This window comes from Streptomyces sp. NPDC004126, from assembly GCF_050275515.1.
Taxonomy (GTDB): domain Bacteria; phylum Actinomycetota; class Actinomycetes; order Streptomycetales; family Streptomycetaceae; genus Streptomyces.
Genome location: NZ_JBNNPF010000017.1, coordinates 104,514 through 126,833 on the forward strand (window position 1 = coordinate 104,514; position 22,320 = coordinate 126,833).

At 70.1% G+C, this 22,320-nt stretch carries 23 protein-coding genes; 4 read left to right on the plus strand and 19 right to left on the minus strand.

The features are described 5' to 3' along the window. The first annotated feature begins 389 nt into the window (after positions 1–389). The gene (locus ACQKM2_RS18275; protein WP_007266601.1) at positions 390–962 is read left to right on the plus strand and encodes a cob(I)yrinic acid a,c-diamide adenosyltransferase; all 573 of its coding nucleotides are present in this window, start codon (positions 390–392) and stop codon (positions 960–962) included. Here ACQKM2_RS18275 and ACQKM2_RS18280 read toward each other — a convergent pair. Next, complete coding sequence (locus ACQKM2_RS18280) at positions 959–1,537, minus strand: hypothetical protein (RefSeq protein ID WP_427710865.1); 579 nt, start codon at positions 1,535–1,537, stop codon at positions 959–961. The two genes, ACQKM2_RS18275 and ACQKM2_RS18280, sit on opposite strands and share 4 nt — an antisense overlap. A gap of 156 nt (positions 1,538–1,693) precedes the next feature. Between ACQKM2_RS18280 and ACQKM2_RS18285 the strand changes: the two genes are divergently transcribed. The 3 genes from ACQKM2_RS18285 (at position 1,694) to ACQKM2_RS18295 (ending at position 5,575) form a co-directional block, all read left to right on the plus strand. Beyond that, the gene (locus ACQKM2_RS18285) at positions 1,694–2,890 is read left to right on the plus strand and encodes a sensor histidine kinase (protein WP_427710941.1); all 1,197 of its coding nucleotides are present in this window, start codon (positions 1,694–1,696) and stop codon (positions 2,888–2,890) included. Continuing rightward, complete coding sequence (locus tag ACQKM2_RS18290; RefSeq protein ID WP_427710867.1) at positions 2,887–3,540, plus strand: response regulator; 654 nt, start codon at positions 2,887–2,889, stop codon at positions 3,538–3,540. The genes ACQKM2_RS18285 and ACQKM2_RS18290 overlap by 4 nt, the downstream gene beginning before the upstream one ends. A gap of 136 nt (positions 3,541–3,676) precedes the next feature. Then, positions 3,677–5,575, plus strand: coding sequence for a glycosyl hydrolase family 18 protein (locus ACQKM2_RS18295; protein WP_427710869.1), 1,899 nt, complete (start codon positions 3,677–3,679; stop codon positions 5,573–5,575). A 94-nt stretch (positions 5,576–5,669) separates the two neighbouring features. On the opposite strand, the gene ACQKM2_RS18300 is transcribed toward ACQKM2_RS18295, so the two are convergent. From ACQKM2_RS18300 to ACQKM2_RS18385, 18 genes are all read right to left on the minus strand, one after another. Further along, entirely contained in the window at positions 5,670–6,116 is a 447-nt protein-coding gene (locus ACQKM2_RS18300) for a DUF2550 domain-containing protein (RefSeq protein WP_125816350.1), read from the minus strand. A 127-nt stretch (positions 6,117–6,243) separates the two neighbouring features. Further along, entirely contained in the window at positions 6,244–6,618 is a 375-nt protein-coding gene (locus ACQKM2_RS18305; RefSeq protein WP_007266595.1) for a F0F1 ATP synthase subunit epsilon, read from the minus strand. Between the two features lie 140 nt (positions 6,619–6,758). Beyond that, on the minus strand, positions 6,759–8,201 hold the full coding sequence (gene atpD, locus ACQKM2_RS18310; protein WP_401250393.1) for a F0F1 ATP synthase subunit beta: 1,443 nt from the start codon (positions 8,199–8,201) through the stop codon (positions 6,759–6,761). Next, the gene (locus ACQKM2_RS18315) at positions 8,201–9,118 is read right to left on the minus strand and encodes a F0F1 ATP synthase subunit gamma (protein ID WP_427710872.1); all 918 of its coding nucleotides are present in this window, start codon (positions 9,116–9,118) and stop codon (positions 8,201–8,203) included. The genes atpD and ACQKM2_RS18315 overlap by 1 nt, the downstream gene beginning before the upstream one ends. Positions 9,119–9,138: 20 nt before the next feature. Next, positions 9,139–10,734, minus strand: coding sequence for a F0F1 ATP synthase subunit alpha (gene atpA / locus ACQKM2_RS18320; RefSeq protein ID WP_427710874.1), 1,596 nt, complete (start codon positions 10,732–10,734; stop codon positions 9,139–9,141). A 134-nt stretch (positions 10,735–10,868) separates the two neighbouring features. After that, a complete protein-coding gene (locus tag ACQKM2_RS18325) occupies positions 10,869–11,684 on the minus strand; it encodes a F0F1 ATP synthase subunit delta (protein ID WP_427710875.1) in 816 nt (271 codons plus the stop codon). Beyond that, positions 11,681–12,211 (minus strand): F0F1 ATP synthase subunit B, encoded by a 531-nt coding sequence (locus ACQKM2_RS18330; RefSeq protein ID WP_362471677.1) that lies wholly within the window; start codon positions 12,209–12,211, stop codon positions 11,681–11,683. The genes ACQKM2_RS18325 and ACQKM2_RS18330 overlap by 4 nt, the downstream gene beginning before the upstream one ends. A 52-nt stretch (positions 12,212–12,263) precedes the next feature. Further along, on the minus strand, positions 12,264–12,497 hold the full coding sequence (gene atpE / locus ACQKM2_RS18335; RefSeq protein ID WP_007266589.1) for an ATP synthase F0 subunit C: 234 nt from the start codon (positions 12,495–12,497) through the stop codon (positions 12,264–12,266). A gap of 82 nt (positions 12,498–12,579) precedes the next feature. Then, the gene (gene atpB / locus ACQKM2_RS18340) at positions 12,580–13,416 is read right to left on the minus strand and encodes a F0F1 ATP synthase subunit A (protein ID WP_007266588.1); all 837 of its coding nucleotides are present in this window, start codon (positions 13,414–13,416) and stop codon (positions 12,580–12,582) included. A gap of 210 nt (positions 13,417–13,626) precedes the next feature. Further along, a complete protein-coding gene (locus ACQKM2_RS18345; RefSeq protein WP_427710877.1) occupies positions 13,627–14,064 on the minus strand; it encodes a hypothetical protein in 438 nt (145 codons plus the stop codon). A gap of 286 nt (positions 14,065–14,350) precedes the next feature. Continuing rightward, the gene (locus ACQKM2_RS18350; protein ID WP_427710942.1) at positions 14,351–15,685 is read right to left on the minus strand and encodes an MraY family glycosyltransferase; all 1,335 of its coding nucleotides are present in this window, start codon (positions 15,683–15,685) and stop codon (positions 14,351–14,353) included. Between the two features lie 104 nt (positions 15,686–15,789). Next, entirely contained in the window at positions 15,790–17,019 is a 1,230-nt protein-coding gene (gene glyA, locus ACQKM2_RS18355; protein ID WP_427710878.1) for a serine hydroxymethyltransferase, read from the minus strand. An 88-nt stretch (positions 17,020–17,107) separates the two neighbouring features. Then, complete coding sequence (locus tag ACQKM2_RS18360; protein WP_427710880.1) at positions 17,108–17,746, minus strand: protein-tyrosine-phosphatase; 639 nt, start codon at positions 17,744–17,746, stop codon at positions 17,108–17,110. Then, positions 17,743–18,390: an L-threonylcarbamoyladenylate synthase gene (locus tag ACQKM2_RS18365; RefSeq protein ID WP_007266583.1), complete on the minus strand. Its 648-nt coding sequence runs from the start codon at positions 18,388–18,390 to the stop codon at positions 17,743–17,745. The genes ACQKM2_RS18360 and ACQKM2_RS18365 overlap by 4 nt, the downstream gene beginning before the upstream one ends. 52 nt (positions 18,391–18,442) lie before the next feature. Beyond that, positions 18,443–19,288, minus strand: a complete 846-nt coding sequence (gene prmC / locus ACQKM2_RS18370; RefSeq protein ID WP_007266582.1) for a peptide chain release factor N(5)-glutamine methyltransferase — start codon at positions 19,286–19,288, stop codon at positions 18,443–18,445. A gap of 84 nt (positions 19,289–19,372) precedes the next feature. Next, positions 19,373–20,452 (minus strand): peptide chain release factor 1, encoded by a 1,080-nt coding sequence (prfA, locus tag ACQKM2_RS18375; RefSeq protein WP_427710882.1) that lies wholly within the window; start codon positions 20,450–20,452, stop codon positions 19,373–19,375. A 121-nt stretch (positions 20,453–20,573) separates the two neighbouring features. After that, the gene (gene rpmE / locus ACQKM2_RS18380) at positions 20,574–20,792 is read right to left on the minus strand and encodes a 50S ribosomal protein L31 (RefSeq protein ID WP_007266580.1); all 219 of its coding nucleotides are present in this window, start codon (positions 20,790–20,792) and stop codon (positions 20,574–20,576) included. 184 nt (positions 20,793–20,976) lie between these two features. Beyond that, on the minus strand, positions 20,977–22,077 hold the full coding sequence (locus ACQKM2_RS18385; protein ID WP_427710885.1) for an LCP family protein: 1,101 nt from the start codon (positions 22,075–22,077) through the stop codon (positions 20,977–20,979). Between the last annotated feature and the right edge of the window lie 243 nt (positions 22,078–22,320).

Sequence of the window (22,320 nt, forward strand, 5' to 3'; positions counted from 1 at the left end):
GGAATTTCCGCTCAGACCCGGATACGGAGCCCCCTCCGTCCGGCTGGGAAAGCAGTCAAACTGGAACGGGTCACGAGGCGTGCGCGGCCGCGCAGTTCAGATTTCGCCACCTTCGTACCGGGCCGGCCGCGCCTGGAGGCGGGCCGGTTCCCAGCGGGCCGCCGGGACGCGGCCGAGGGCCGGGGCCGTCGCGGCGCGGCGGGCGGCTTCGTCCCGGTCGCGGTGGTCCTGCGGGGTCCCGGGGCGGCGGCGGGAGGCGAGGGAGCCCGCCGGCTCCTCGATCTCCCGGGCCGCGTCGGCCGGCCGCCGGACCTCGTACGCGTCGTCGTTCGATGCGCCGCTCCCCCGCTCGACGGTACGCGGCCGGCGGGCCCGTCTACGCTGGCGCCATGGTGAACCTGACGCGCATCTACACCCGTACCGGCGACAAGGGCACGACCGCCCTGGGCGACATGAGCCGGACGCGGAAGACGGACCTGCGGATCTCCGCGTACGCCGACGCCAACGAGGCCAACGCCGCCATCGGGACGGCGATCGCGCTGGGCGCGCTGCCGGAGGAGGTGGTGAAGGTCCTGGTCCGCGTGCAGAACGACCTGTTCGACGTCGGCGCCGACCTGTGCACCCCGGTGGTGGAGGACCCGGAGTACCCGCCGCTGCGGGTGGAGCAGTTCTACGTGGACCGGCTGGAGGCGGACTGCGACGTCTTCAACGAGCAGTTGGAGAAGCTGCGCAGCTTCATCCTCCCCGGCGGCACCCCGGGCGCGGCCCTGCTGCACCAGGCCTGCACGGTGGTCCGCCGGGCCGAGCGCTCCACGTGGGCGGCGCTGGAGGAGCACGGCGAGGTGATGAACCCGCTGACGGCCACCTACCTCAACCGCCTCTCCGACCTCCTCTTCATCCTGGCGCGGACGGCCAACAAGGAGGTCGGGGACGTGCTCTGGGTCCCCGGCGGCGAACGCTAGGGGCGCTTGGTTTCGGCCAGTCCGGCGTCCTGGTCCTCGGCGCCCGCCGGGGCCTTGCGGGGCCAGATCGTGTAGCTCGCGGCGATCAGGGCCTGGATGCCGACGATCTTCAGGGCGAGGCCCTGGCACGCCTGGAGCTGGGCGGTGTCGGCAGCGTCGCCGACATACCAGACGCCGGCCTGGAGCAGTCCGTACGCGACCGCGGCGGCGGCCAGGCTGCGCGCCCACAGCTTCCACTCGTGGACGGCGCGGGCCTTGCCGTACTTGGTTCCGGGCGGTTTCGGGCCCCCGGCGAAGCGGTGGGCGGCGTGCCCGTCGAGCCACTTCACGGTGTAGTGCCCGAATCCGGCGGTGTAGCCGATGTAGAGCGCCGCGACGCCGTGCCGCCAGCTCGGTTCGCCGCCGTTCCTCAGGTCGACGAAGGACGCCACCAGCAGGACCAGCTCCAGCAGCGGCTCCAGCAGCAGCAGCGCGGCGCCCAGCCGGGGCATTCCGGCCAGGTAGCGCAGCGCCAGGCCGCCCGCCAGCAGCACCCAGAAGCCGACCTCACAGGCGATGATCAGCCCGACGAGCATGACGGCCCTCCTTCCCTTCCCCGGTTCCCCGTTCCTCCTCCAAGGGTTCCGGCCGCCGCGCCCCGCCGCGTCGTCGCCAGTGACGAAAGCCCACTGCATCCTTCGGTGTAGCGCCGCATCAGCCCGGGTGCCGAGGCCCCGCCGCGCCGGACCGTGTTGGATGGGGGCGTGCTCCCCAAGATCCCCCGCCCGCACCGCGACGACGTCGTGCTCGCCGGCGTCAGCGTGCTCGTCGGCCTGCTGCTGTGGGCGCTGGGCGTGCACAGTTCGCCCAGCCGGAACTTCCTGCCCGACTGGGCGGTGCTGGTCCCGCTGCTGGTGCTCGGCGCCCTGGAGCTGCTGCGCCGCACCACGCCGAGCGTCACCCTGTCCGTCGGCACCGTCGCCGTGGTCATGGACCAGTTCACCATCGGCAACATCGCCAGCGTCATCATCTTCACCGACCTGATGTACGCGGCCGTGGTCTACGGCAGGCCCGCCATGGCCCGCCGGCTCCCGGTCAGCACCGGCCTGGTCACCCTGGCCGTCACCATCGGCTCCCTGGTCTGGCTGCGCACCCCGCAGGCCCTGCTGATCGGCGTGATCACCGGCATCGTGAGCTTCGCCCCGGCCCTGACCGGCGCGACCCTGCGCAACCACCGCGAGGCCGCCGAGGCCGCCCGGCTGCGCGCGGAGCAGACGGCGCTGCTGGCGGAGATGGACCGCAGCCAGGCCGTCGTCGCCGAGCGCGCCCGGATGGCGCGCGAGCTGCACGACATGGTGGCCAACCACCTCTCGGCGATCGCCATCCACTCCACCGCCGCCCTCTCCATCGACTCCCCCGCCACCAGCCGCGAGGCGCTCGGGGTGATCCGGGAGAACAGCGTGCAGGGGCTGGCGGAGATGCGCCGGCTGATCGGGCTGCTGCGGGACGCGGGCGCGGAGCAGGAAGCCGTCGCCGTGCCCTCCCTGGACGGTCTGGACGCCCTGCTGGGGCAGGCCCGTACGAACGGGTCGGCGAGCGGTCTGGACTTCGTCCTGGCGGACGAGCGGCCCGCCGGGGCGGCGCTTCCCGCGCCGGTGGAGCTGGCGGCGTACCGGATCGTGCAGGAGTCGCTGACCAACGCCCTCAAGCACGCCGCCCCCGGCACGGTCCGGGTCCGCGTGGCGCACGGCGCGGGGCTGCTGACCGTGGCGGTGGACTCCCCGTACGGGGACCGGCCGGACCCGCGCGCCCCGGGTTCCGGGGCCGGGCTGATCGGCATGCGGGAGCGTACGGAGCTGCTGGGCGGGACGTTCACGGCGGGCGCGGCGGACAGGGTGTGGCAGGTGCGGGCGGTACTGCCCGCCGAGGAGAGGGCGGTGCAGTCATGACCATCAGGGTGCTCGTGGCCGAGGACCAGCGGGCCGTACGGGCCGGTCTGGTGCTGATCCTGCGCAGTGCGGGCGACGTCGAGGTGGTGGGAGAGGCCGCCGACGGGGAGGAGGCGGTGCGGCTGGCGGACGAGCTGCGGCCGGACCTGGTCCTCATGGACGTGCAGATGCCGAGGCTCGACGGGGTGTCGGCCACCCGGCAGGTGGTGGAGCGGGGGCTGGCGGACGTGCTGGTCCTGACCACCTTCGACCTGGACGAGTACGTCTTCGGCGCGCTGCGGGCGGGGGCGGCGGGCTTCCTGCTGAAGGACGCGGACGCGGCGGAGCTGATCGCGGCGGTGCGGACGGTGGCGCGCGGCGAGGGGCTGATCGCCCCGGCGGTGACCCGGCGGCTGATCGCCGAGTTCGCGGCGCCGAAGGTGGTGCGGGCGCCCGTGCGGCCGGGGGCGGCCGCGGCGGTGGAGTCGCTGACGCGGCGCGAGCGGGAGGTGCTGGGGGCGCTGGGCGAGGGGTTGTCGAACGCGGAGATCGCCGTGCGGCTGGACATGGCGGAGGCCACGGTGAAGACCCACGTCAGCAGGCTGCTGGGGAAGCTGGAGCTGCGCAGCCGGGTCCAAGCGGCCGTGCTGGCGCAGGAGTTGGGGATCTAGACGGCCTCCGGAGCTAAGGTCTGGACCTCTTGACGCTTGGTCCAGACCTTTCTAGTCTCACCGCATCACTGTGGTGAGCGTGCCATGACAAAGAGCGACACGAGGCGTGCTCACGGGCGGCGCAGGTCCCACCCCCATGTACCGGTCGGCCCCACGATCGGTACGGACCTACGGAGGAGCACCCTTGAGCACAGCACCCCCACGACCCAACCGTCTGTTCAGGAGGCTGGCCGCCACCGTGGCGGCCCTCGCCCTGCCCGTCGCCGGCCTCGTCGGCCTGGCCGGCCCGGCGCAGGCGGCCCCCTCCGCGACCGCGACCTACACCAAGGTCTCCGACTGGGGCTCCGGCTTCGAGGGCAAGTGGACGGTGAAGAACACCGGCACCACCACCCTCAGCAGCTGGACCGTGGAGTGGGACTACCCGGCCGGCACCCGGGTGACCTCCGCCTGGGACGCCACCGTCACCAGCTCGGGCAACCACTGGACCGCCAAGAACGTCGGCTGGAACGGCACCCTGGCCCCCGGCGCCACCGTCAGCTTCGGCTTCAACGGCACCGGCGCCGGCGCCCCCTCCGGCTGCAAGGTCAACGGCGGCTCCTGCGACGGCGGCACCAACCCCACCGACAACCCGCCCTCGGCCCCCGGCACCCCCACCGCGACCGGCGTCACCGAGAACGCGCTGACCCTGTCCTGGACGGCGGCCACCGACGACAAGGGCGTCAAGAACTACGACGTCTACCGCAACGGCGGCAAGCTGACCACCGTCACCGGCACCACCTTCAACGACGGCGGCCTGACCAAGGGCACCACGTACACCTACGCGGTCACCGCCCGTGACACCGCCGACCAGACCGGCCCCTCCTCGGGCGAGCTCACGGTCACCACGCCGGGCGGCGGCGGCACCGAGCCCCCGGACCCCGGCGCCAAGGTCAAGCTCGGCTACTTCACCGACTGGGGCGTCTACCAGCGCAACTACCACGTGAAGAACCTGGTCACCTCCGGCAGCGCCGCGAAGATCACCCACATCAACTACGCCTTCGGCAACGTCCAGAACGGCAAGTGCACCATCGGCGACGCCTACGCCGACTACGACAAGGCCTACACCGCCGACCAGAGCGTCGACGGCGTCGCCGACAACTGGGACCAGCCCCTGCGCGGCAACTTCAACCAGCTGCGCAAGCTCAAGGCCAAGTACCCGAACATCAAGGTCCTCTACTCCTTCGGCGGCTGGACCTGGTCCGGCGGCTTCGGCCAGGCCGCCCAGAACCCGGCCGCCTTCGCCGACTCCTGCTACGCCCTGGTCGAGGACCCCCGGTGGGCGGACGTCTTCGACGGCATCGACATCGACTGGGAGTACCCCAACGCCTGCGGCCTGTCCTGCGACACCAGCGGCGCGGCCTCCTTCAAGAACCTGATGTCGGCCCTGCGCACCAAGTTCGGCGGCTCCAACCTGGTCACCGCCGCGATCTCCGCCGACGGCTCCAACGGCGGCAAGCTCGACCTCGCCGACTACGGCGGCGCCGCCCAGTACGTCGACTTCTACAACGTCATGACGTACGACTTCTTCGGCGCCTGGGACGCCAAGGGCCCCACCGCCCCGCACTCCCCGCTGACCTCCTACGCCGGCATCCCGATCGCCGGCTTCAACTCCGAGGCCGCGATCACCAAGCTCAAGGGCAAGGGCATCCCCGGCTCCAAGCTCAACCTCGGCATCGGCTTCTACGGCCGCGGCTGGACCGGAGTCACCCAGGACGCCCCCGGCGGCACCGCCACCGGACCCGCCCCGGGCACCTACGAGCAGGGCATCGAGGACTACAAGATCCTCAAGACCAGCTGCCCGACCACCGGAACCGTCGCCGGCACCGCCTACGCCAAGTGCGGCAGCAACTGGTGGAGCTACGACACCCCCGCCACCATCGCCTCGAAGATGACCTGGCTGAAGAACCAGGGCCTCAAGGGCGCCTTCTTCTGGGAGTTCAGCGGCGACACCGCGAACGGCGAACTGGCGAACGCGATCCACACCGGTCTGCAGTAACCCCCACGCACTGCACTGCCCGGTGTACGACGAAGCCGGGGAGGCGGGACCGTCCCCCGCCTCCCCGGCTTCCTCACGTACGTACCGGCCCGTATCAGGCCACGTTCACCCTCTGCCCGGGCGGCGCCGCCTCCAGCCACGCCAGGAACCCGGTCAGCGCGTCCTCGCTCATCGCCAGCTCCAGGCGCGTCCCCTGGTGGGAACAGCCGAGCACGACGGCGTCGGACAGCAGGGCCAGCTCCTCCTCGCCCTCGGGCGCACGCCGCGCGAGGACCTCGATGGAGGAACGCTCCAGCAGCCGGCGCGGGCGGGGCGAGTACGAGAAGACACGGAACCACTCGATCCGGTCACCGCTGTAGCGGGCGACCCCGTAGACCCAGCCCTTGCCGGAGACGTCGGGCTCCTCGGCCACGCCCCAGCGCATGCTGCAGTCGAAGGTCCCGCCGGACCGCTGGATGAGTCTGCGGCGCAGCCCGAACACGAACAGCCCGATCACCACCAGGGCTACGACCAGGCCGCTCACAAGCAGAGCGAGGAGCATCTTCACCGACCTCCTCGCTCATCGAAAACCGCACAAACAAAAGTACGTACATCGCCTCAGCCGCGACCCGGTCCGGAAAATTCCGGACCCGACCGCGGCTGAGGTATCAAACTGTTCGGTACGGGGCTCAGTGCCCCGCGACCGCGCGCAGCCGGACATCGGCGCGACGTTCGGCGGCCGCGTCGGCCTCCGACTTCGCGCGCTCCAGTGCCCGCTCCGCCCGCTGGACGTCGATCTCGTCCGCGAGCTCGGCGATCTCGGCCAGCAGGGACAGCTTGTTGTCCGCGAACGAGATGAATCCGCCGTGCACCGCGGCGACGACAGTGCCGCCCTCGCTGGTACGGATGGTCACCGGGCCCGATTCCAGCACACCGAGAAGCGGCTGGTGACCGGGCATGACGCCGATGTCGCCGGACGTGGTGCGGGCGACGACCAGGGTGGCCTCGCCGGACCAGACATTGCGGTCCGCCGCGACCAGCTCGACGTGCAGCTCAGCAGCCAAGGTGGCTCCTCGGGTCACCACCCGGCGGGTCAGCCGGGTGTTGGGTCAAATTCTAATGGGCGTGGGGAGAGGGACGGGACACACCCGCCCCCCTCCATGAAACCTGCGAGCCGGATGCGCTCCTCGCGGAGCGCGCCGGATCAGGAGACGCCCAGCTCCTTGGCGTTGGCCTTCAGGTCCTCGATGCCACCGCACAGGAAGAACGCCTGCTCGGGGAAGTGGTCGTAGTCACCGTCGCAGATCGCGTTGAACGCGGTGATCGACTCGTCGAGCGGAACGTCCGAACCGTCCACGCCGGTGAACTGCTTGGCGACGTGGGTGTTCTGCGACAGGAAGCGCTCGACACGACGGGCACGGTGGACAACGAGCTTGTCCTCCTCGCCCAGCTCGTCGATACCGAGGATCGCGATGATGTCCTGGAGGTCCTTGTACTTCTGGAGGATCCCCTTGACGCGCATCGCCGTGGCGTAGTGGTCCGCCGCGATGTACCGCGGGTCGAGGATGCGGGACGTCGAGTCCAGCGGGTCCACGGCCGGGTAGATGCCCTTCTCGGAGATCGGACGGGAGAGAACCGTCGTCGCGTCGAGGTGGGCGAAGGTGGTCGCCGGCGCCGGGTCGGTCAGGTCGTCCGCGGGGACGTAGATCGCCTGCATCGAGGTGATCGAGTGACCACGGGTCGAGGTGATGCGCTCCTGGAGGAGACCCATCTCGTCGGCCAGGTTCGGCTGGTAACCCACCGCGGAGGGCATGCGGCCGAGCAGGGTCGACACCTCGGAACCCGCCTGGGTGTACCGGAAGATGTTGTCGATGAAGAAGAGCACGTCCTGCTTCTGCACATCGCGGAAGTACTCCGCCATGGTCAGACCGGCGAGGGCGACGCGCAGACGCGTGCCCGGCGGCTCGTCCATCTGGCCGAAGACGAGGGCCGTCTTGTCGATGACGCCCGAGTCGGCCATTTCCTCGATGAGGTCGTTGCCCTCACGGGTACGCTCACCGACGCCCGCGAAGACCGACACACCGTCGTGGTTGTTGGCGACGCGGTAGATCATTTCCTGGATCAGAACGGTCTTGCCGACACCGGCACCACCGAACAGACCGATCTTTCCACCCTTGACGTACGGGGTGAGAAGGTCGATGACCTTGACGCCGGTCTCGAACATCTCGGTCTTCGACTCGAGCTCGTCGAAGCGAGGGGCCTTGCGGTGGATCGGCCAGCGCTCGGTGACGTTGGCGTTCTCCTCCGGGTAGTTCAGCACCTCACCCAGGGTGTTGAACACCTTGCCCTTGGTGAAGTCACCGACGGGGACGGTGATGCCCTCGCCCGTGTCGGTCACCGGGGCCTGGCGGACCAGACCGTCGGTGGGCTGCATGGAGATCGTGCGGACCAGGCCGTCACCCAGGTGCTGGGCGACCTCAAGGGTCAGCGTCTTGAGCGCGCCGTCCTCGGCCGGGTCGGAGACCTGGACCTTCAGCGCGTTGTAGATGTCGGGCATCGCGTCGACGGGGAACTCCACGTCGACGACCGGGCCGATGACCCGGGCGACGCGGCCCGTGGCGGCGGCCGTCTCAACAGAGGTCGTCATTACTTGTCACTCCCCGCGGTCGCGTCGGCCATGGCGCTGGCGCCACCGACGATCTCGCTGATTTCCTGGGTGATTTCGGCCTGGCGGGCCGCGTTGGCAAGCCGGGAGAGGCTCTTGATGAGGTCTCCGGCGTTGTCGGTGGCCGACTTCATCGCGCGGCGGCGGGCGGCGTGCTCGGAAGCGGCCGCCTGCAGCAGTGCGTTGTAGATACGGCTCTCGACGTATCGCGGCAGCAGGGCGTCGAGGACGTCCTCCGCCGACGGCTCGAACTCGAACAGCGGAAGGATCTCGCCCTTCGCACCGTCCTCGTCCGCGGCCTGGTCGAGGCTGAGCGGCAGCATCCGGCCGTCGACCGCGTTCTGCGTCATCATCGACACGAATTCCGTGTAGACGACGTGCAGCTCGTCGACGCCGCCCTCGGCCGTCTCCGTCTGGATGGCCTCGATCAGCGGCCCCGCGACGCGCTTGGCGTCGGCGTAGGCCGGGCTGTCGGTGAAGCCGGTCCACGAATCCGCGACCTTGCGCTCGCGGAAGCCGTAGTAGGCCAGACCCTTACGGCCGACGATGTACGTGTCGACCTCCTTGCCCTCGCCGCGCAGCCGCTCGGTGAGCCGCTCCGCCTGCTTGATGGCGTTGGAGGAGTAGCCGCCGGCCAGACCGCGGTCGCTCGTGACGAGCAGAATCGCGGCACGGGTCGGCGTCTCGGCCTCGGTCGTCAGGGCGTGCTTGGTGTTCGAACCGGTCGCCACCGCGGTCACCGCGCGGGTGAGCTCGGTCGCGTACGGCATCGACGCCGCCACCTTGCGCTGGGCCTTGACGATGCGCGAAGCCGCGATCATCTCCATCGCCTTGGTGATCTTCTTGGTCGCCGTGATGGCACGGATGCGACGCTTGTAGACCCGGAGCTGCGCTCCCATGAGTCAGGTCCCTTCCGTCGTCACTTGGAGACGTTGACGGCCGGTGCGTCCTCGCCCAGGAGCTTGCCGTCCGAGGTCTCGAACTGACGCTTGAAGCCGGCGATGGCGTCAGCGATCGACGTCAGGGTGTCGTCCGACATCTTGCCGCCGTCGGCGATGGAGGTGAGGAGGTCCTTGCGCTCGCGGCGCAGGTGCTCCAGCAGCTCCGACTCGAAGCGACGGATGTCGTTGACCGGGACGTCGTCCATCTTGCCGGTGGTGCCAGCCCAGACGGAGACGACCTGCTCCTCGACGGGCATCGGCTGGTACTGGCCCTGCTTCAGCAGCTCGACCAGGCGCTTGCCGCGCTCCAGCGAAGCCTTCGAAGCGGCGTCCAGGTCGGAACCGAAGGCGGCGAACGCCTCCAGCTCACGGTACTGGGCGAGGTCCAGGCGCAGACGGCCGGAAACCTGCTTCATGGCCTTGTGCTGGGCGGAGCCACCGACGCGGGAGACCGAGATGCCGACGTTCAGCGCCGGGCGCTGGCCCGCGTTGAACAGGTCGGACTCCAGGAAGCACTGGCCGTCGGTGATGGAGATGACGTTGGTCGGGATGAACGCCGACACGTCGTTCGCCTTGGTCTCGACGATCGGCAGACCGGTCATCGAACCGGCACCCATGTCGTCGGACAGCTTCGCGCAGCGCTCCAGCAGACGGGAGTGCAGGTAGAAGACGTCGCCCGGGTAGGCCTCGCGGCCCGGCGGACGGCGCAGCAGCAGCGAGACGGCGCGGTAGGCGTCGGCCTGCTTCGACAGGTCGTCGAAGATGATCAGGACGTGCTTGCCGGCGTACATCCAGTGCTGGCCGATGGCGGAACCGGTGTACGGCGCCAGGTACTTGAAGCCGGCCGGGTCGGACGCCGGGGCGGCGACGATCGTCGTGTACTCGAGCGCGCCGGCGTCTTCCAGGGCGCCGCGAACGGACGCGATGGTCGAGCCCTTCTGGCCGATGGCGACGTAGATGCAGCGGACCTGCTTGTTCACGTCGCCCGAGCGCCAGTTGTCGCGCTGGTTGATGATCGTGTCGACGGCCAGCGCGGTCTTGCCGGTCTGGCGGTCGCCGATGATCAGCTGACGCTGACCACGGCCGACGGGCACCATGGCGTCGATGGCCTTGTAGCCGGTCTGCATGGGCTCGTGGACCGACTTGCGGACCATGACGCCGGGGGCCTGCAGCTCGAGGGCGCGACGGCCTTCGGTCGCGATCTCGCCGAGACCGTCGATCGGGTTGCCGAGCGGGTCGACGACGCGGCCGAGGTAGCCCTCGCCGACGCCTACGGAGAGGACCTCACCGGTGCGGTGCACCGGCTGGCCCTCCTCGATACCGCTGAACTCGCCGAGGACGACCGCACCGATCTCGCGCTCCTCGAGGTTGAGGGCGAGACCGAGGGTGCCGTCCTCGAACTTCAGCAGCTCGTTCGCCATGGCGGAGGGCAGGCCCTCCACCTTCGCGATGCCGTCGCCGGCAACGCTGACCGTTCCGACCTCCTCGCGCGAGGCCGCGTCCGGCTGGTACGACTGGACAAAGGTCTCCAGTGCGTCCCGGATCTCCTCCGGCCGGATCGTGAGCTCCGCCATCTGGGTTCCCTGCTCTCCTTGTTGGGCCTGAAGCTTCTTAGGGGTCTGGGGGTGACCCCCAGGAATCTTCTGCAAGTTCTGCACGGCCCAACCGGGCCGCTAGGAATGCTTTGTATCTGTGTGGTGGCGGCTGGTCAGCCGGCCATGCGGCGCGACGCCTCGGCGAGGCGGTCCGCGATGGTGCCGTCGATGACCTCGTCGCCGACCCGCACCGAGATCCCGCCGAGGACCGCGGGGTCCACGTCGAGGTTCAGGTGCATCTGGCGGCCGTACAGCTTGGCCAGCACCGCGCCGAGACGCTGCTTCTGCACGTCGCTGAGCGGGATCGCGCTGGTCACGGTGGCGACCATGCGGTCCCGGCGCTCGGCGGCGAGCTTGGAAAGGGACTCGAGTCCCGCTTCCAGGCTACGTCCACGCGGGTGCGTGACGAGACGGATCACCAGGCGCTCGGTGACGGCGTTCACCTTGCCGCCGAGCAGGCTGCGCAGCAGCTCGCTCTTGGCGGAGCCGGTGGCGGCGCGGTCGGTCAGCGCGGCGCGCAGCTCGGTGCTGGAGGCGACGATCCGGCCGAAGCGGAAGACCTCGTCCTCGACGTTGTCGAGGGCACCGGCCTGCTGGGCCGCCGTGAGGTCGGCGGTGGCCGCCAGCTCCTCCAGCGCGTCCACCAGGTCGCGGGACTGCGACCAGCGGGAGCGCGCCATGCCGGACACCAGGTCGAGGGTGTTCCCGTCGACCTGGCCGGACAGCAGCCGGCCGACCAGCTCGGCCTTGGCCTCGCCGGACTGCGCCGGGTCCGTGATGACCCGACGCAGCGAGACCTCACGGTCGAGCAGCGCGGTGACGGCTGCCAGCTCACCGGCGAGCTTCGCCGCGTCGACGGACGTGTTGTCCGTCAGCGCGTCGAGACGCTCGCGCGCGGAGGCCAGCGCCTCGCGGCTCGCTCCGTTCATCGGGCCGCCTCGGCCTTCTCCTCAAGCTCGCTGAGGAAGCGGTCGATGGTGCGGCTCTGACGAGCGGCGTCCTCGAGGGACTCGCCGACGAGCTTGCCGGCCAGGTCGGTGGCGAGCTTGCCCACGTCCTGACGCAGCGCCTGCGCGGCGGCCTTGCGGTCTGCCGCGATCTGGGCGTGACCGGCAGCGATGATCTCCTCACGCTGCCGCTGGCCCTCTGCGCGCAGTTCTTCCTTGAGCGCAGTGCCCTGCTCCAGCGCGTCCTGGCGCAGGCGCGCGGCCTCGTGCCGGGCCTCGGCGAGCTGGGCCTTGTACTGCTCCAGCACGCTCTGGGCCTCGGTCTGAGCGGCTTCGGCCTTCTCGATACCGCCCTCGATCTGCTCGCGGCGCTCGTCCAGAACCTTGTTGATGTTCGGGAGGAGCTTCTTCGCGAGGAAGCCGAAGACGATGACGAAGGCGATCAGACCGATGACGAGCTCGGGGATCGGCGGGATGAGAGGGTTTTCCATCTCAGCCGCGAGAACCATGAGGTTCACATCAGTGCCTTTCGTCTAGTGGGCTGTTCGTCGAGACCGAGGATCAGGAGCTCGGGTAGACGAACGGCATGACCAGACCGATCAGGGCGAGCGCCTCACAGAAGGCGAAGCCGAGGATCTGGTTGGCGCGGATCAGGCCGGCAGCCTCGGGCTGGCGGGCGAGGGCCTGGGTGCCGTTACCGAAGATGATGCCGACGCCGACGCCGGGGCCGATGGCCGCGAGACCGTAACCAACGGAGCTGAGGGAGCCGGTGACGGCGGCAAGGGTCTGGGACATGCCAGTTCTTCCTTCTCTTTCACGGACCGGTGGGGGTTGGCCACCGGACGAATACGGGGGGCTGAGCGGGGGCGGGCCTGGCTCAGTGGTGCTCGGCGAGCGCGCCCTGGATGAAGCTGCAGGCCAGGAGGACGAAGACGTACGCCTGGACAGCCTGGATGAAGAGCTCGAAGGCGGTCATCACGATCACCATCACGAACGACACACCGGCGTAGGCGATGCCGATGCCGTTCAGCAGGTACCAGCTGGCGATCGTGAAGAGCAGCAGCAGGGTGTGACCGGCGAACATGTTCGCGAAGAGTCGGACCGCGTGGGTGAACGGGCGCACCAGGACGTTCGAGAAGAACTCGATGACCATGATGAGCGGCAGGACGCCGCCGAGGCTCTTGTCGTAGCCGGTGAGGTTCTTCAGGCCGCCGACGAAGCCGTGGCGCTTGAAGGTGACCGACATCCAGATCACGTAGACGATCAGGGCGAGGACGGCCGGGTACGCGATGATCGAGGTCACCGGGAACTGTGCCACCGGGACGATCGACCAGACGTTCAGGATCCAGACGAAGAAGAACAGCGAGACCATGAAGGGGACGTACTTCTCGCCCTCCTTCTTGCCGAGGGTCTCGTAGACGATGCCGCGGCGCACGAAGTCGTAGCCGGCCTCGCCGACCATCTGGAGCTTGCCGGGGACGATCTTCGCCTTGCCGAAGGCGGCCCAGAAGAAGGCCACGATGATGATCGAGCCCAGGAGGGCCAGCAGCATCGGCTTGTTGAAGTAGGCATTGCTGCCCGCTTCGCCCCAGAGCGGCTCGAAGAGGAACGAGTGCAGGCCCGGGCCGGGGAAGCCACATCCGTCGAAGATGTGACAGTCGGTCTCGAAGGCGAGGACCTGCGTCGGGTCAGCACTCACCGCGGGCTCCTTCAGCGTGGCGCATAGGTACGGCAACCTCGTTGTGTCGGCGCGGCGCGAGGCCGCGGTTCGGCACTGGACTGGTGTAACGGGTGTGGGGGCGGCAGTCAGGCATCGAGCCTCGCGATGGAACAGGCGTCAGCTCAGATGCCCGCGCCCGCAGAGCCGCAGTTGGAACCGGACGATAGCAGCATCTCGAACGCACACTTATCCCGGCCCTACCCCTCACGACTTGGACCCCGGGTTTTCGGGCTTTTCACCCTTGGTCGAGTCCGGCTCGACGTAAAGGATCTTCGCCTTCATGTGGGCACGCGTCTGTGCGCCGATCCACACGAGGGTGGTGGCGACGAGCGTGATGGCGAACGCCCGGGGGTTGAACAGTGTCGTGTTCTTGAACACGGCGAGAAAGACGAAGAGCAGCAGGATCTGCGCGGCGTAGAGCATGAGGCCCATGGCCTGGAACAGATGCGGCAGGGATTTCGCAGTGCGCTGCAGGACGACGAATCCGAGACCCATGAACAGGATCACGACCACGGTCGCGACGACTGATCCGACAGCACCCTTGCCTCCGACGACCAGACCGCTGATCACGGCGGCGATTGCGCCGGCGGCAGCAGTGGGTACGGCGGTTTGCAGGAGGGATCGGACGTCATCTGACCGCATGGCGGTTTGCTCCGCGTGGTGGTGGGGGCACGGACTCGTACGGGAACTCGTACGGGGACGAGCGTAAGCCCGGTCCGAGTGAGAGCCTCGGGCCAATGGACCGTCGCACTACGGTCCTTCGGCTCTGTCGCCGGGTTTAGTGAACGGTATCACAAACTATTTGATGAGAGCTTTACCTGTCAGGTGTGCTGACTGTCACACATGAGGGCTAACGCGCCCGTGTGTGCAAGACAAGCCGCCTCATTGTCTGGTAAAGGGCGCCCATGTCGGAAATGCGCCCGGCCCGTCAGCGTGCCGATCCGGCCTTACGCCGGTCGGGGAGGCGCGAACGGGGGCCTACCGCGGTCGCGCCGTTGACGCCCGACACCCCCGCCACGACGGGCCTCGCCGGCTGCGGCTCCACGCCCTCGTCCTCCCGCACGGCCGCCTCCGCGGCCCGCTCGGTGTGCCGGTAGCGCGGCGGGACCAGGCCCTCGGCCCAGCGCGGCGCCCGCGGGGTGAACCGGGGCATCAGGAGCAGTACGAGACCCAGCGCGCTCAGCGCGGCGAGGGACAGCACGATCCACATCGACGCCGAATGCACCGAATAGGCCACCGTGCCGAATGCGATCAGGCCTGACCAGAAATACATGATGAGTACGGCACGGCTGTGGGAATGCCCGAGTTCCAGGAGCCGGTGGTGCAGGTGTCCGCGGTCCGCGGCGAACGGCGACTGGCCGTTCCAGGTGCGCCGCACGATCGCCAGGACCAGGTCCGCCATCGGAATGGCGATGATGGTCAGGGGCAGCAGCAGCGGGATGAAGACCGGCAGCATCGCGTGGGTGGCGTTGCGCTCACCGCCGACGAAAAGCGCCATCGTGTCGGGGTCCACCTGCCCCGTGATCGAGATCGCCGAGGCGGCCAGCACGAGGCCGATCAGCATCGAGCCGGAATCCCCCATGAAGATCCGGGCGGGATGCATGTTGTGCGGCAGGAAGCCCAGGCACATCCCCATCAGGATCGCCGCGAAGAGGGTGGCGGGGGCGGCGGATTCGATGCCGTAGCCGAACCAGATCCGGTAGGCGTAGAGGAAGAACGCGCATGTGGCGATGCAGACCATGCCCGCCGCCAGGCCGTCGAGACCGTCGACGAAGTTCACCGCGTTGATGGTGATCACCACCAGCGCCACGGTGAGCAGGGTGCCTTGCCACTGGGTCAGCGCCACCGTGCCGATACCCGGAACCGGAATCCACAGGATGGTCAGGCCCTGCATGACCATCACGCCCGCGGCGATCATCTGGGCGCCGAGCTTGATGAGCGCGTCGAGTTCGAACTTGTCGTCCAGGACGCCGATCAGCCAGATCAGCGCCGCTCCCGAGAGCAGTGCTCTGGGCTCGTTGGAGCGTTCGAAGACGCCGTTGAGGTTCTGCAGGTGGTCGGCGATCAGCAGCCCCGCGCACATGCCGCCGAACATGGCGATTCCGCCGAGCCGCGGAGTGGGCTCGCGGTGCACGTCACGCGCACGGATCTCCGGCATCGCGCCGGCCGCGATCGCGAACTTCCGCACGGGCCCGGTCAGCAGGTAGGTCACCGCGACCGTGACGCAAAGCGTCAGCAGATATTCACGCACTGGCTGCCCCAGATGTATCGCCGGCCATCTCAGCCCCACACATTAGCCGCGATGTCACCAGGGACGAGGACGCACGGAGGCCCCGTTCCGGTTGCACTACTCCATGCTCGTACCGGTTACGCCCCGTACGGGGGAAATCCACCCGTCAGGGCGGCCACCTCGGCCCGCGTCCGGGCCGCGTCCCCGCCCAGCGCGGCGGCGAACAGCTCGGCGATCCGGGCCATCTCCGGCTCCCCCATCCCCTGCGTGGTCACCGCCGCGGTGCCCAGGCGGATGCCGCGCTGGTCCCCGTACGGCAGCGCGCAGGTGTCCAGGACGATCCCGGCGGCGGCCAGCCGGCCGCGCGCCGTCGGCCCGTCCACGCCGAGCGCCGCCGGGTCGGCGCTGATGAGGTGGGTGTCCGTCCCGCCGGTCGTCACGGCGAACCCGCGCTGCGCCAGGGCGGCGGCCAGGGCGCGGGCGTTGGCCACGACCCGGTGCGCGTACCGGGTGAAGGGCGGGGCGGCCGCCTCGCCGAAGGCCACCGCCTTCGCGGCGATGGAGTGCATCTGGGCGCCGCCCTGGGTGAAGGGGAACACCGCCCGGTCGACCCGCTCCGCGAACTCGCCGCCGCACAGCACCATCCCGCCGCGGGGGCCGCGCAGCACCTTGTGGGTGGTCGCGCAGACCACGTCCGCGTACGGGACGGGACTGGGCGCCGCGCCGCCGGCCACGAGCCCGATCGGATGGGCGGCGTCGGCGATCAGGTAGGCCCCGACCTCGTCGGCGATCTCGCGGAAGGCCGAGTACTCCAGGTGCCGGGGGTAGGAGATGGACCCGCACACGATGGCCTTGGGCCGGTGCGCCCGCGCCAGCCGCTGCACCTCCTCGTAGTCGACGAGCCCGCTCTCGGCGTCGACGCCGTACCCGACGAAGTCGAACCAGCGGCCGGAGAAGTTGGCGGGCGAGCCGTGCGTGAGGTGCCCGCCGTGCGCCAGCCCCATGGCCAGGACGGTGTCCCCGGGCCGCAGCAGCGCCGCGTAGGCGGCCAGCACGGCCGCGGAACCGGAGTGCGGCTGCACATTGGCGTGCTCGACCCCGAAGAGCGCCCTGGCCCGCTCCACGGCCGTCCGCTCGGCGAGGTCCACGTACTCGCAGCCGCCGTGGTACCGGGCGCCGGGGTACCCCTCGGCGTACTTGTTGGAGAGCACGGACCCCAGCGCGGCGAGCACGGCGGGCGAGGTGAAGTTCTCGGCGGCGCTCATCTGCAGCGTCTCCGCCTGCCGGCGCCGCTCCCCGTCCAGCACGTCGGCCATCTGCGGATCCTGCTGGCGCAGGGCGTCCGTGGGCTGGGTCATGACGCTCATGGCGCGACTCCCGCACAGTGGGGGCTACCGGTACCAGCCACTGTAGGCTCCCGCCGCCGCTGCCGCTCCCCGCCCGTTCCCCCGGGGCTCAGCGGCCGGCGTCGACGCCCGTCAGGGCCGTGACGACGGGGTCCAGGGCCTGGTTGATCTCGTCGCCGATCGAGCGGAAGAACGTGATCGGCGCCCCGTACGGGTCGTACACCTCGTCCGCGTCGGCGGACGGCGCCAACAGCCACCCGCGCAGCGCGGCGGCGGCCCGTACCAGGGCCCGCGCCCGCTCCGCCATGCCGTCGTCCAGCGGCGGCAGCGTGGCCGGGTCTATCGCCCGTACGAGCCGGGTGAACTCCTTCAGCGTGAAGGTCCGCAGCCCCGCCGAGTGGCCCATGGAGATGACCTGCGCCCGGTGGTCCCGCGTGGCGGTGAGCACCAGGTCGGCGCGTATGACGTGCTCGTCGAGCAGCTCGCGCCCGGTGAACCCCGACGCGTCCGCGCCGAAGTCCGCCAGCACGGCCGCCGCGTTGGCCTCCATCGGGGCGCCCTCGTGGCCCCAGGTGCCGGCGCTCTCCACGATGAGGTCCTCGGCCGGCAGGCCCAGGACGCCGAGGCGGTGGGCGAGCGCGTGCCGCGTCAGCCGCTCGGTGATGGGCGAGCGGCACACGTTCCCGGTGCTGACGTGGAGTATGCGGAAGGTGTCTCCCTTGGCTATGCCACGCCCCTGAGGGCTCACGGAGCCACCTCGAGGTCGGGTACGACCTCCCGCAGCTGTGCGGCGCTCAGCGCCCCCTCGCGCAGCAGTACGGGAACCTTCCCGGTGACGTCGACGATCGACGACGGCTCGGTGCTCGGCGTGGGGCCGCCGTCCAGGTAGACGGACACGGAGTCGCCCAGCATCTCGCGCGCCGCGTCGCAGTCGGCGGGCGCCGGGTGCCCGGACAGGTTGGCCGAGGAGACGGCCATCGGGCCGACCTCGGTCAGCAGCTCGATCGCGACGGGGTGCAGCGGCATCCGCACGGCGACGGTCCCGCGGGTCTCCCCCAGGTCCCAGGCCAGCGACGGCTGGTGCTTGGCGACCAGCGTGAGCCCGCCCGGCCAGAAGGCGTCGACGAGTTCCCACGCCTGCTCGGAGAAGTCCGTGACGAGGCCGTGGAGGGTGTTCGGGGAGCCGATGAGGACGGGGGTGGGCATGTTCCGGCCGCGCCCCTTGGCGGCGAGCAGGTCGCCGACGGCCTCCGCGCTGAAGGCGTCCGCGCCGATCCCGTACAGGGTGTCGGTGGGCAGCACGACGAGCTCTCCGCGGCGGACGGCGGAGGCCGCTTCGCGCAGACCCGTCTTGCGGTCCGTCGCGTCGTTGCAGTCGTATCGCCGGGCCATCAGCGGATCTCCTCGTGCAGCGTGGGGGTGGCGGGGGCGGCGCCGGCGCGGGTCACGGCATGGCCTTGCGGGCGGTCGCGAAGCGCGGGCGGTTGTTCAGGTCGGGGTGGTCGGCTGCGTCGGCCCAGCCCCGCTCGTCGGCGAAGATCCACGGCACCTGGCCGCCCTGCGTGTCGGCGTGCTCGATCACGACGATGCCGCCGGGCCGCAGCAGCCGGTGCGCGGTGCGCTCGATGCCGCGGATGGTGTCGAGGCCGTCCTCGCCGGAGAACAGCGCCATCTCGGGGTCGTGGTCGCGGGCCTCCGGGGCGACGTACTCCCACTCGGTGAGCGGGATGTACGGCGGGTTGGAGATGACCAGGTCGACCTGTCCGTCCAGCTCGGGCAGCGCGGTGAGCGCGTCGCCCTGGTGGACGGTGACCCGGGAGCCCTCGGCGTTCTTGCGGGTCCAGCGCAGCGCGTCCTCGGACAGCTCCACGGCGTGCACGCGCGAGCGCGGCACCTCCTGGGCCATGGCGAGGGCGATGGCGCCGGACCCGGTGCACAGGTCCACGATCAGCGGCTCGACCACGTCCATGGCCCGGACGGCGTGTATGGCCCAGTCCACGACCGACTCGGTCTCGGGCCGGGGCACGAACACCCCGGGGCCGACCTGGAGCTCCAGGTACCGGAAGAAGGCCCGGCCGGTGATGTGCTGGAGCGGCTCGCGCGCCTCGCGGCGGGCGACGGCCTCCCAGTAGCGGGCGTCGAAGTCCGCGTCCTTGACGTGGTGCAGTTCCCCCCGCTTGACGCCGTGCACGAAGGCCGCGAGCTCCTCCGCGTCGAAACGCGGTGAGGGCACGCCGGCGGCGGCCAGCCGCTGGGTGGCCTGGGCCACCTCGGCAAGCAGCAAGTTCACGCTGGTCCTCCGGGCTGCTGTCATGGGGGTCCCCCCCTGCTCGAGCGAAGCCGAGAGCTTGGGGGAGGGGGGTTGGGGCGAGGGTCAGTGCGCGGCGGCGAGCTTCGCCGCGGAGTCGGTGTCGACGCAGGCCTGGATGACCGAGTCGAGGTCGCCGTCGAGCACCTGGTCCAAGTTGTACGCCTTGAAACCGGTCCGGTGGTCCGAGATCCGGTTCTCCGGGAAGTTGTACGTACGGATCTTCTCCGAGCGGTCCACGCTGCGCACCTGGCTGCGGCGCTGGTCGGAGGCCTCCTGCTCGGCGGCTTCCTGGGCGGCGGCCAGCAGGCGCGAGCGCAGGATGCGCATGGCCTGCTCCTTGTTCTGGAGCTGGCTCTTCTCGTTCTGGCAGGAGGCGACCACGCCGGTCGGGATGTGCGTGATGCGCACGGCCGAGTCGGTGGTGTTGACGGACTGGCCGCCGGGGCCGGAGGAGCGGTACACGTCGATGCGGAGGTCGTTCATGTTGATCTCGACCTCGACCTCCTCGGCCTCCGGGGTGACGAGCACGCCGGCGGCGGAGGTGTGGATGCGGCCCTGGGACTCGGTGGCCGGCACGCGCTGGACGCGGTGCACGCCGCCCTCGTACTTCATCCGGGCCCACACGCCCTGGCCGGGCTCGGTGGCCCCGTTGCCGCCCTTGGTGCGGACGGAGACCTGGACGTCCTTGTAGCCGCCGAGCTCGGACTCGGTGGAGTCGATGATCTCGGTCTTCCAGCCCGCGCGCTCGGCGTAGCGCAGGTACATGCGCAGCAGGTCGCCCGCGAACAGGGCGGACTCGTCGCCGCCGGCGCCGGCCTTGATCTCCAGGAGGACGTCCTTGTCGTCGCTGGGGTCGCGCGGGACGAGCAGCAGGCGGAGCTTCTCGGTGAGCTCTTCGCGCTGGGCGCTCAGTTCCTTGACCTCGGCGGCGAAGTCGGGGTCGTCGGCCGCCAGCTCCTTGGCCGTCTCGATGTCCTCGGCCGACTGCTTCCAGGCTCGGAAAGTCGCGACGATCGGCGTCAGCTCCGCGTAGCGCTTGTTCAGCTTGCGGGCGTTCGCCTGATCGGAGTGGACCGAAGGGTCGGCGAGCTTCTTCTCGAGGTCGGCGTGCTCGCCGACCAGGTCCTCGACCGCTTCGAACATCGGATGCTCCTGGGGTGAAAAAAGTCAAAAAGGGGCTGGGCTGTCGATACGACGACAAAGGCGCCGGTCCGGCCGCCCCCGCGTGGTCAGGGGGCGGCCGGTGACCGGCGCCTGGGTCGCGCTACTTCTTGGCCGCACCCTTGCCGAAGCGGGCCTCGAAGCGGGCCACGCGGCCACCGGTGTCGAGGATCTTCTGCTTGCCCGTGTAGAACGGGTGGCACTCGGAGCAGACCTCGGCACGGATGGTGCCCTCGGTCAGGGTGCTGCGGGTGGTGAACGACGCGCCACAGGTGCAGCTGACCTGGGTCTCGACGTACTCGGGGTGAACATCGCGCTTCAAGGTGTCTCCTAGATTCGGGAGGGCGCCGGGTCGCAGGAGCCGAATTGCGCACTGCGTGAACCGGGGCCGACAGACCAGTCTGCCAGGACCGGGCCGCCTGTCAAAATTCCGGGAACGATGCCTTCAACAGGAGGGGCCCGGCATCTATTCCTGCCGGGTCCCGGCAGGGAAGGACCGGGCCGGGCTAGCGGACGATCGAGCCCGCGGTGCTCTTGTCCCCGTTGGAGTGCTCGGTGGCCGCGGCGGGGATGGGCTGGTCGGCCAGCAGGGCGTCCCAGACCATCTTGGAGTCCTTGGGCAGGATCGCCACCCGGTCCCTGTCGAGCGGGTCCGGGCCCACCGGCAGGGTGATCATGTGCATGTTCTCGGCGCTGATGCCCTGGAGGCCCTGGGCGAAGCTCGCGAGGGACTTCACGTCGCCGAGCGCCTTGTCGGTGGTGATCGCCTTGGTGGCGGAGTCGGCGAGGCCGTAGAGCTTCTTCGGGCTGTCGAACACGCCCACGCCCTTGACCTGCTTGATCAGCGCCTTGATGAAGGCCTGCTGGAGCTGTATTCGGCCCAGGTCGCCGCCGTCGCCGACGCTCTTGCGGGTGCGGACGAGGCCGAGGGACTGCTCGCCGTTGAGCTTGTGGGCGCCGGCCGGCAGGTCGAGGTGGCTGCCGTCGTCCTTGATCGGCTTGGTGGTCGTGAGCTCGACCCCGCCGAGGTTGTCGATGATCTTCTTGAAGCCGGTGAAGTCGACCTCGATGTAGTGGTCCATGCGGATCCCCGACATCGCCTCGACGGTCTTGACGGCGCAGGCCGCCCCGCCGATGGTGAAGGCCTCGTTGAACTGCGCGCGCTGCCTGGGGGCGCTGGTCTTGCCCTTGCCGGTGGGGCAGGCGGGCCGCGGGAGCATCGTGTCGCGCGGTATCGAGACGACGCTGGCCTGCTTGTGGCCCTCGTAGAGGTGGATGATCATCGCGGTGTCGGAGCGGGCCGAGCCGCCGTCGTCCGCGCCGTACTCGCTGTTCGCCCCGTCGCGGGAGTCGGAGCCGAGCACCAGGATGTCCATCGAGCCGTTGTCGACGTTCGGCGGGCGGTCCTTGCCGAGGGCCTGGTCGATGTCGACGCTGTGCAGGTTGCCGTTGAGCTTGAAGTAGAACCAGCCGAGGCTTCCCCCGCCCAGCAGGACCACCCCCGCAGCGGTCCAGGCGGCGACCCTGAGGCCCCTGCGGCGGCGCGGCTGCGCCCGGCGCCCGCGCCTGCGTGCCGCCCTGCGACCGCCCCTGCTGTCCTCGCTCATGCTCTCCTCGGTCCTGGCTCCGTTGCCGACTGCTCTCTCACACAGACGGACTAGCGCATTCCAGGGTTCCACGGAGCGCGGACCGCTCCGCACGCCCCCTCCCCTAAGGACAATCCGTGACCGGAGAGTCACCGAAGGTCCTGCATCCAGGCTCAAAGGGTCGCGTACGGGGCCCCGCGGGCGCAGGCGTGCGGCGAAGCTCGCACAAAAGGAACCGCCCCCGCCGCGGTTGCGGCGGGGGCG

Coding starts and splice junctions, on each gene's coding strand:
- ACQKM2_RS18275 (WP_007266601.1), top strand. CDS start 390: ATGGTGAACCTGACGCGCATCTACACCCGTACCGGCGACAAGGGCACG.
- ACQKM2_RS18280 (WP_427710865.1), bottom strand. CDS start 1,537: ATGCTCGTCGGGCTGATCATCGCCTGTGAGGTCGGCTTCTGGGTGCTG.
- ACQKM2_RS18290 (WP_427710867.1), top strand. CDS start 2,887: ATGACCATCAGGGTGCTCGTGGCCGAGGACCAGCGGGCCGTACGGGCC.
- ACQKM2_RS18295 (WP_427710869.1), top strand. CDS start 3,677: ATGTACCGGTCGGCCCCACGATCGGTACGGACCTACGGAGGAGCACCC.
- ACQKM2_RS18300 (WP_125816350.1), bottom strand. CDS start 6,116: ATGCTCCTCGCTCTGCTTGTGAGCGGCCTGGTCGTAGCCCTGGTGGTG.
- atpD (WP_401250393.1), bottom strand. CDS start 8,201: ATGACGACCTCTGTTGAGACGGCCGCCGCCACGGGCCGCGTCGCCCGG.
- ACQKM2_RS18315 (WP_427710872.1), bottom strand. CDS start 9,118: ATGGGAGCGCAGCTCCGGGTCTACAAGCGTCGCATCCGTGCCATCACG.
- atpA (WP_427710874.1), bottom strand. CDS start 10,734: ATGGCGGAGCTCACGATCCGGCCGGAGGAGATCCGGGACGCACTGGAG.
- ACQKM2_RS18325 (WP_427710875.1), bottom strand. CDS start 11,684: ATGAACGGAGCGAGCCGCGAGGCGCTGGCCTCCGCGCGCGAGCGTCTC.
- ACQKM2_RS18330 (WP_362471677.1), bottom strand. CDS start 12,211: ATGGTTCTCGCGGCTGAGATGGAAAACCCTCTCATCCCGCCGATCCCC.
- atpE (WP_007266589.1), bottom strand. CDS start 12,497: ATGTCCCAGACCCTTGCCGCCGTCACCGGCTCCCTCAGCTCCGTTGGT.
- ACQKM2_RS18345 (WP_427710877.1), bottom strand. CDS start 14,064: ATGCGGTCAGATGACGTCCGATCCCTCCTGCAAACCGCCGTACCCACT.
- glyA (WP_427710878.1), bottom strand. CDS start 17,019: ATGAGCGTCATGACCCAGCCCACGGACGCCCTGCGCCAGCAGGATCCG.
- ACQKM2_RS18365 (WP_007266583.1), bottom strand. CDS start 18,390: ATGGCCCGGCGATACGACTGCAACGACGCGACGGACCGCAAGACGGGT.
- prfA (WP_427710882.1), bottom strand. CDS start 20,452: ATGTTCGAAGCGGTCGAGGACCTGGTCGGCGAGCACGCCGACCTCGAG.
- ACQKM2_RS18385 (WP_427710885.1), bottom strand. CDS start 22,077: ATGAGCGAGGACAGCAGGGGCGGTCGCAGGGCGGCACGCAGGCGCGGG.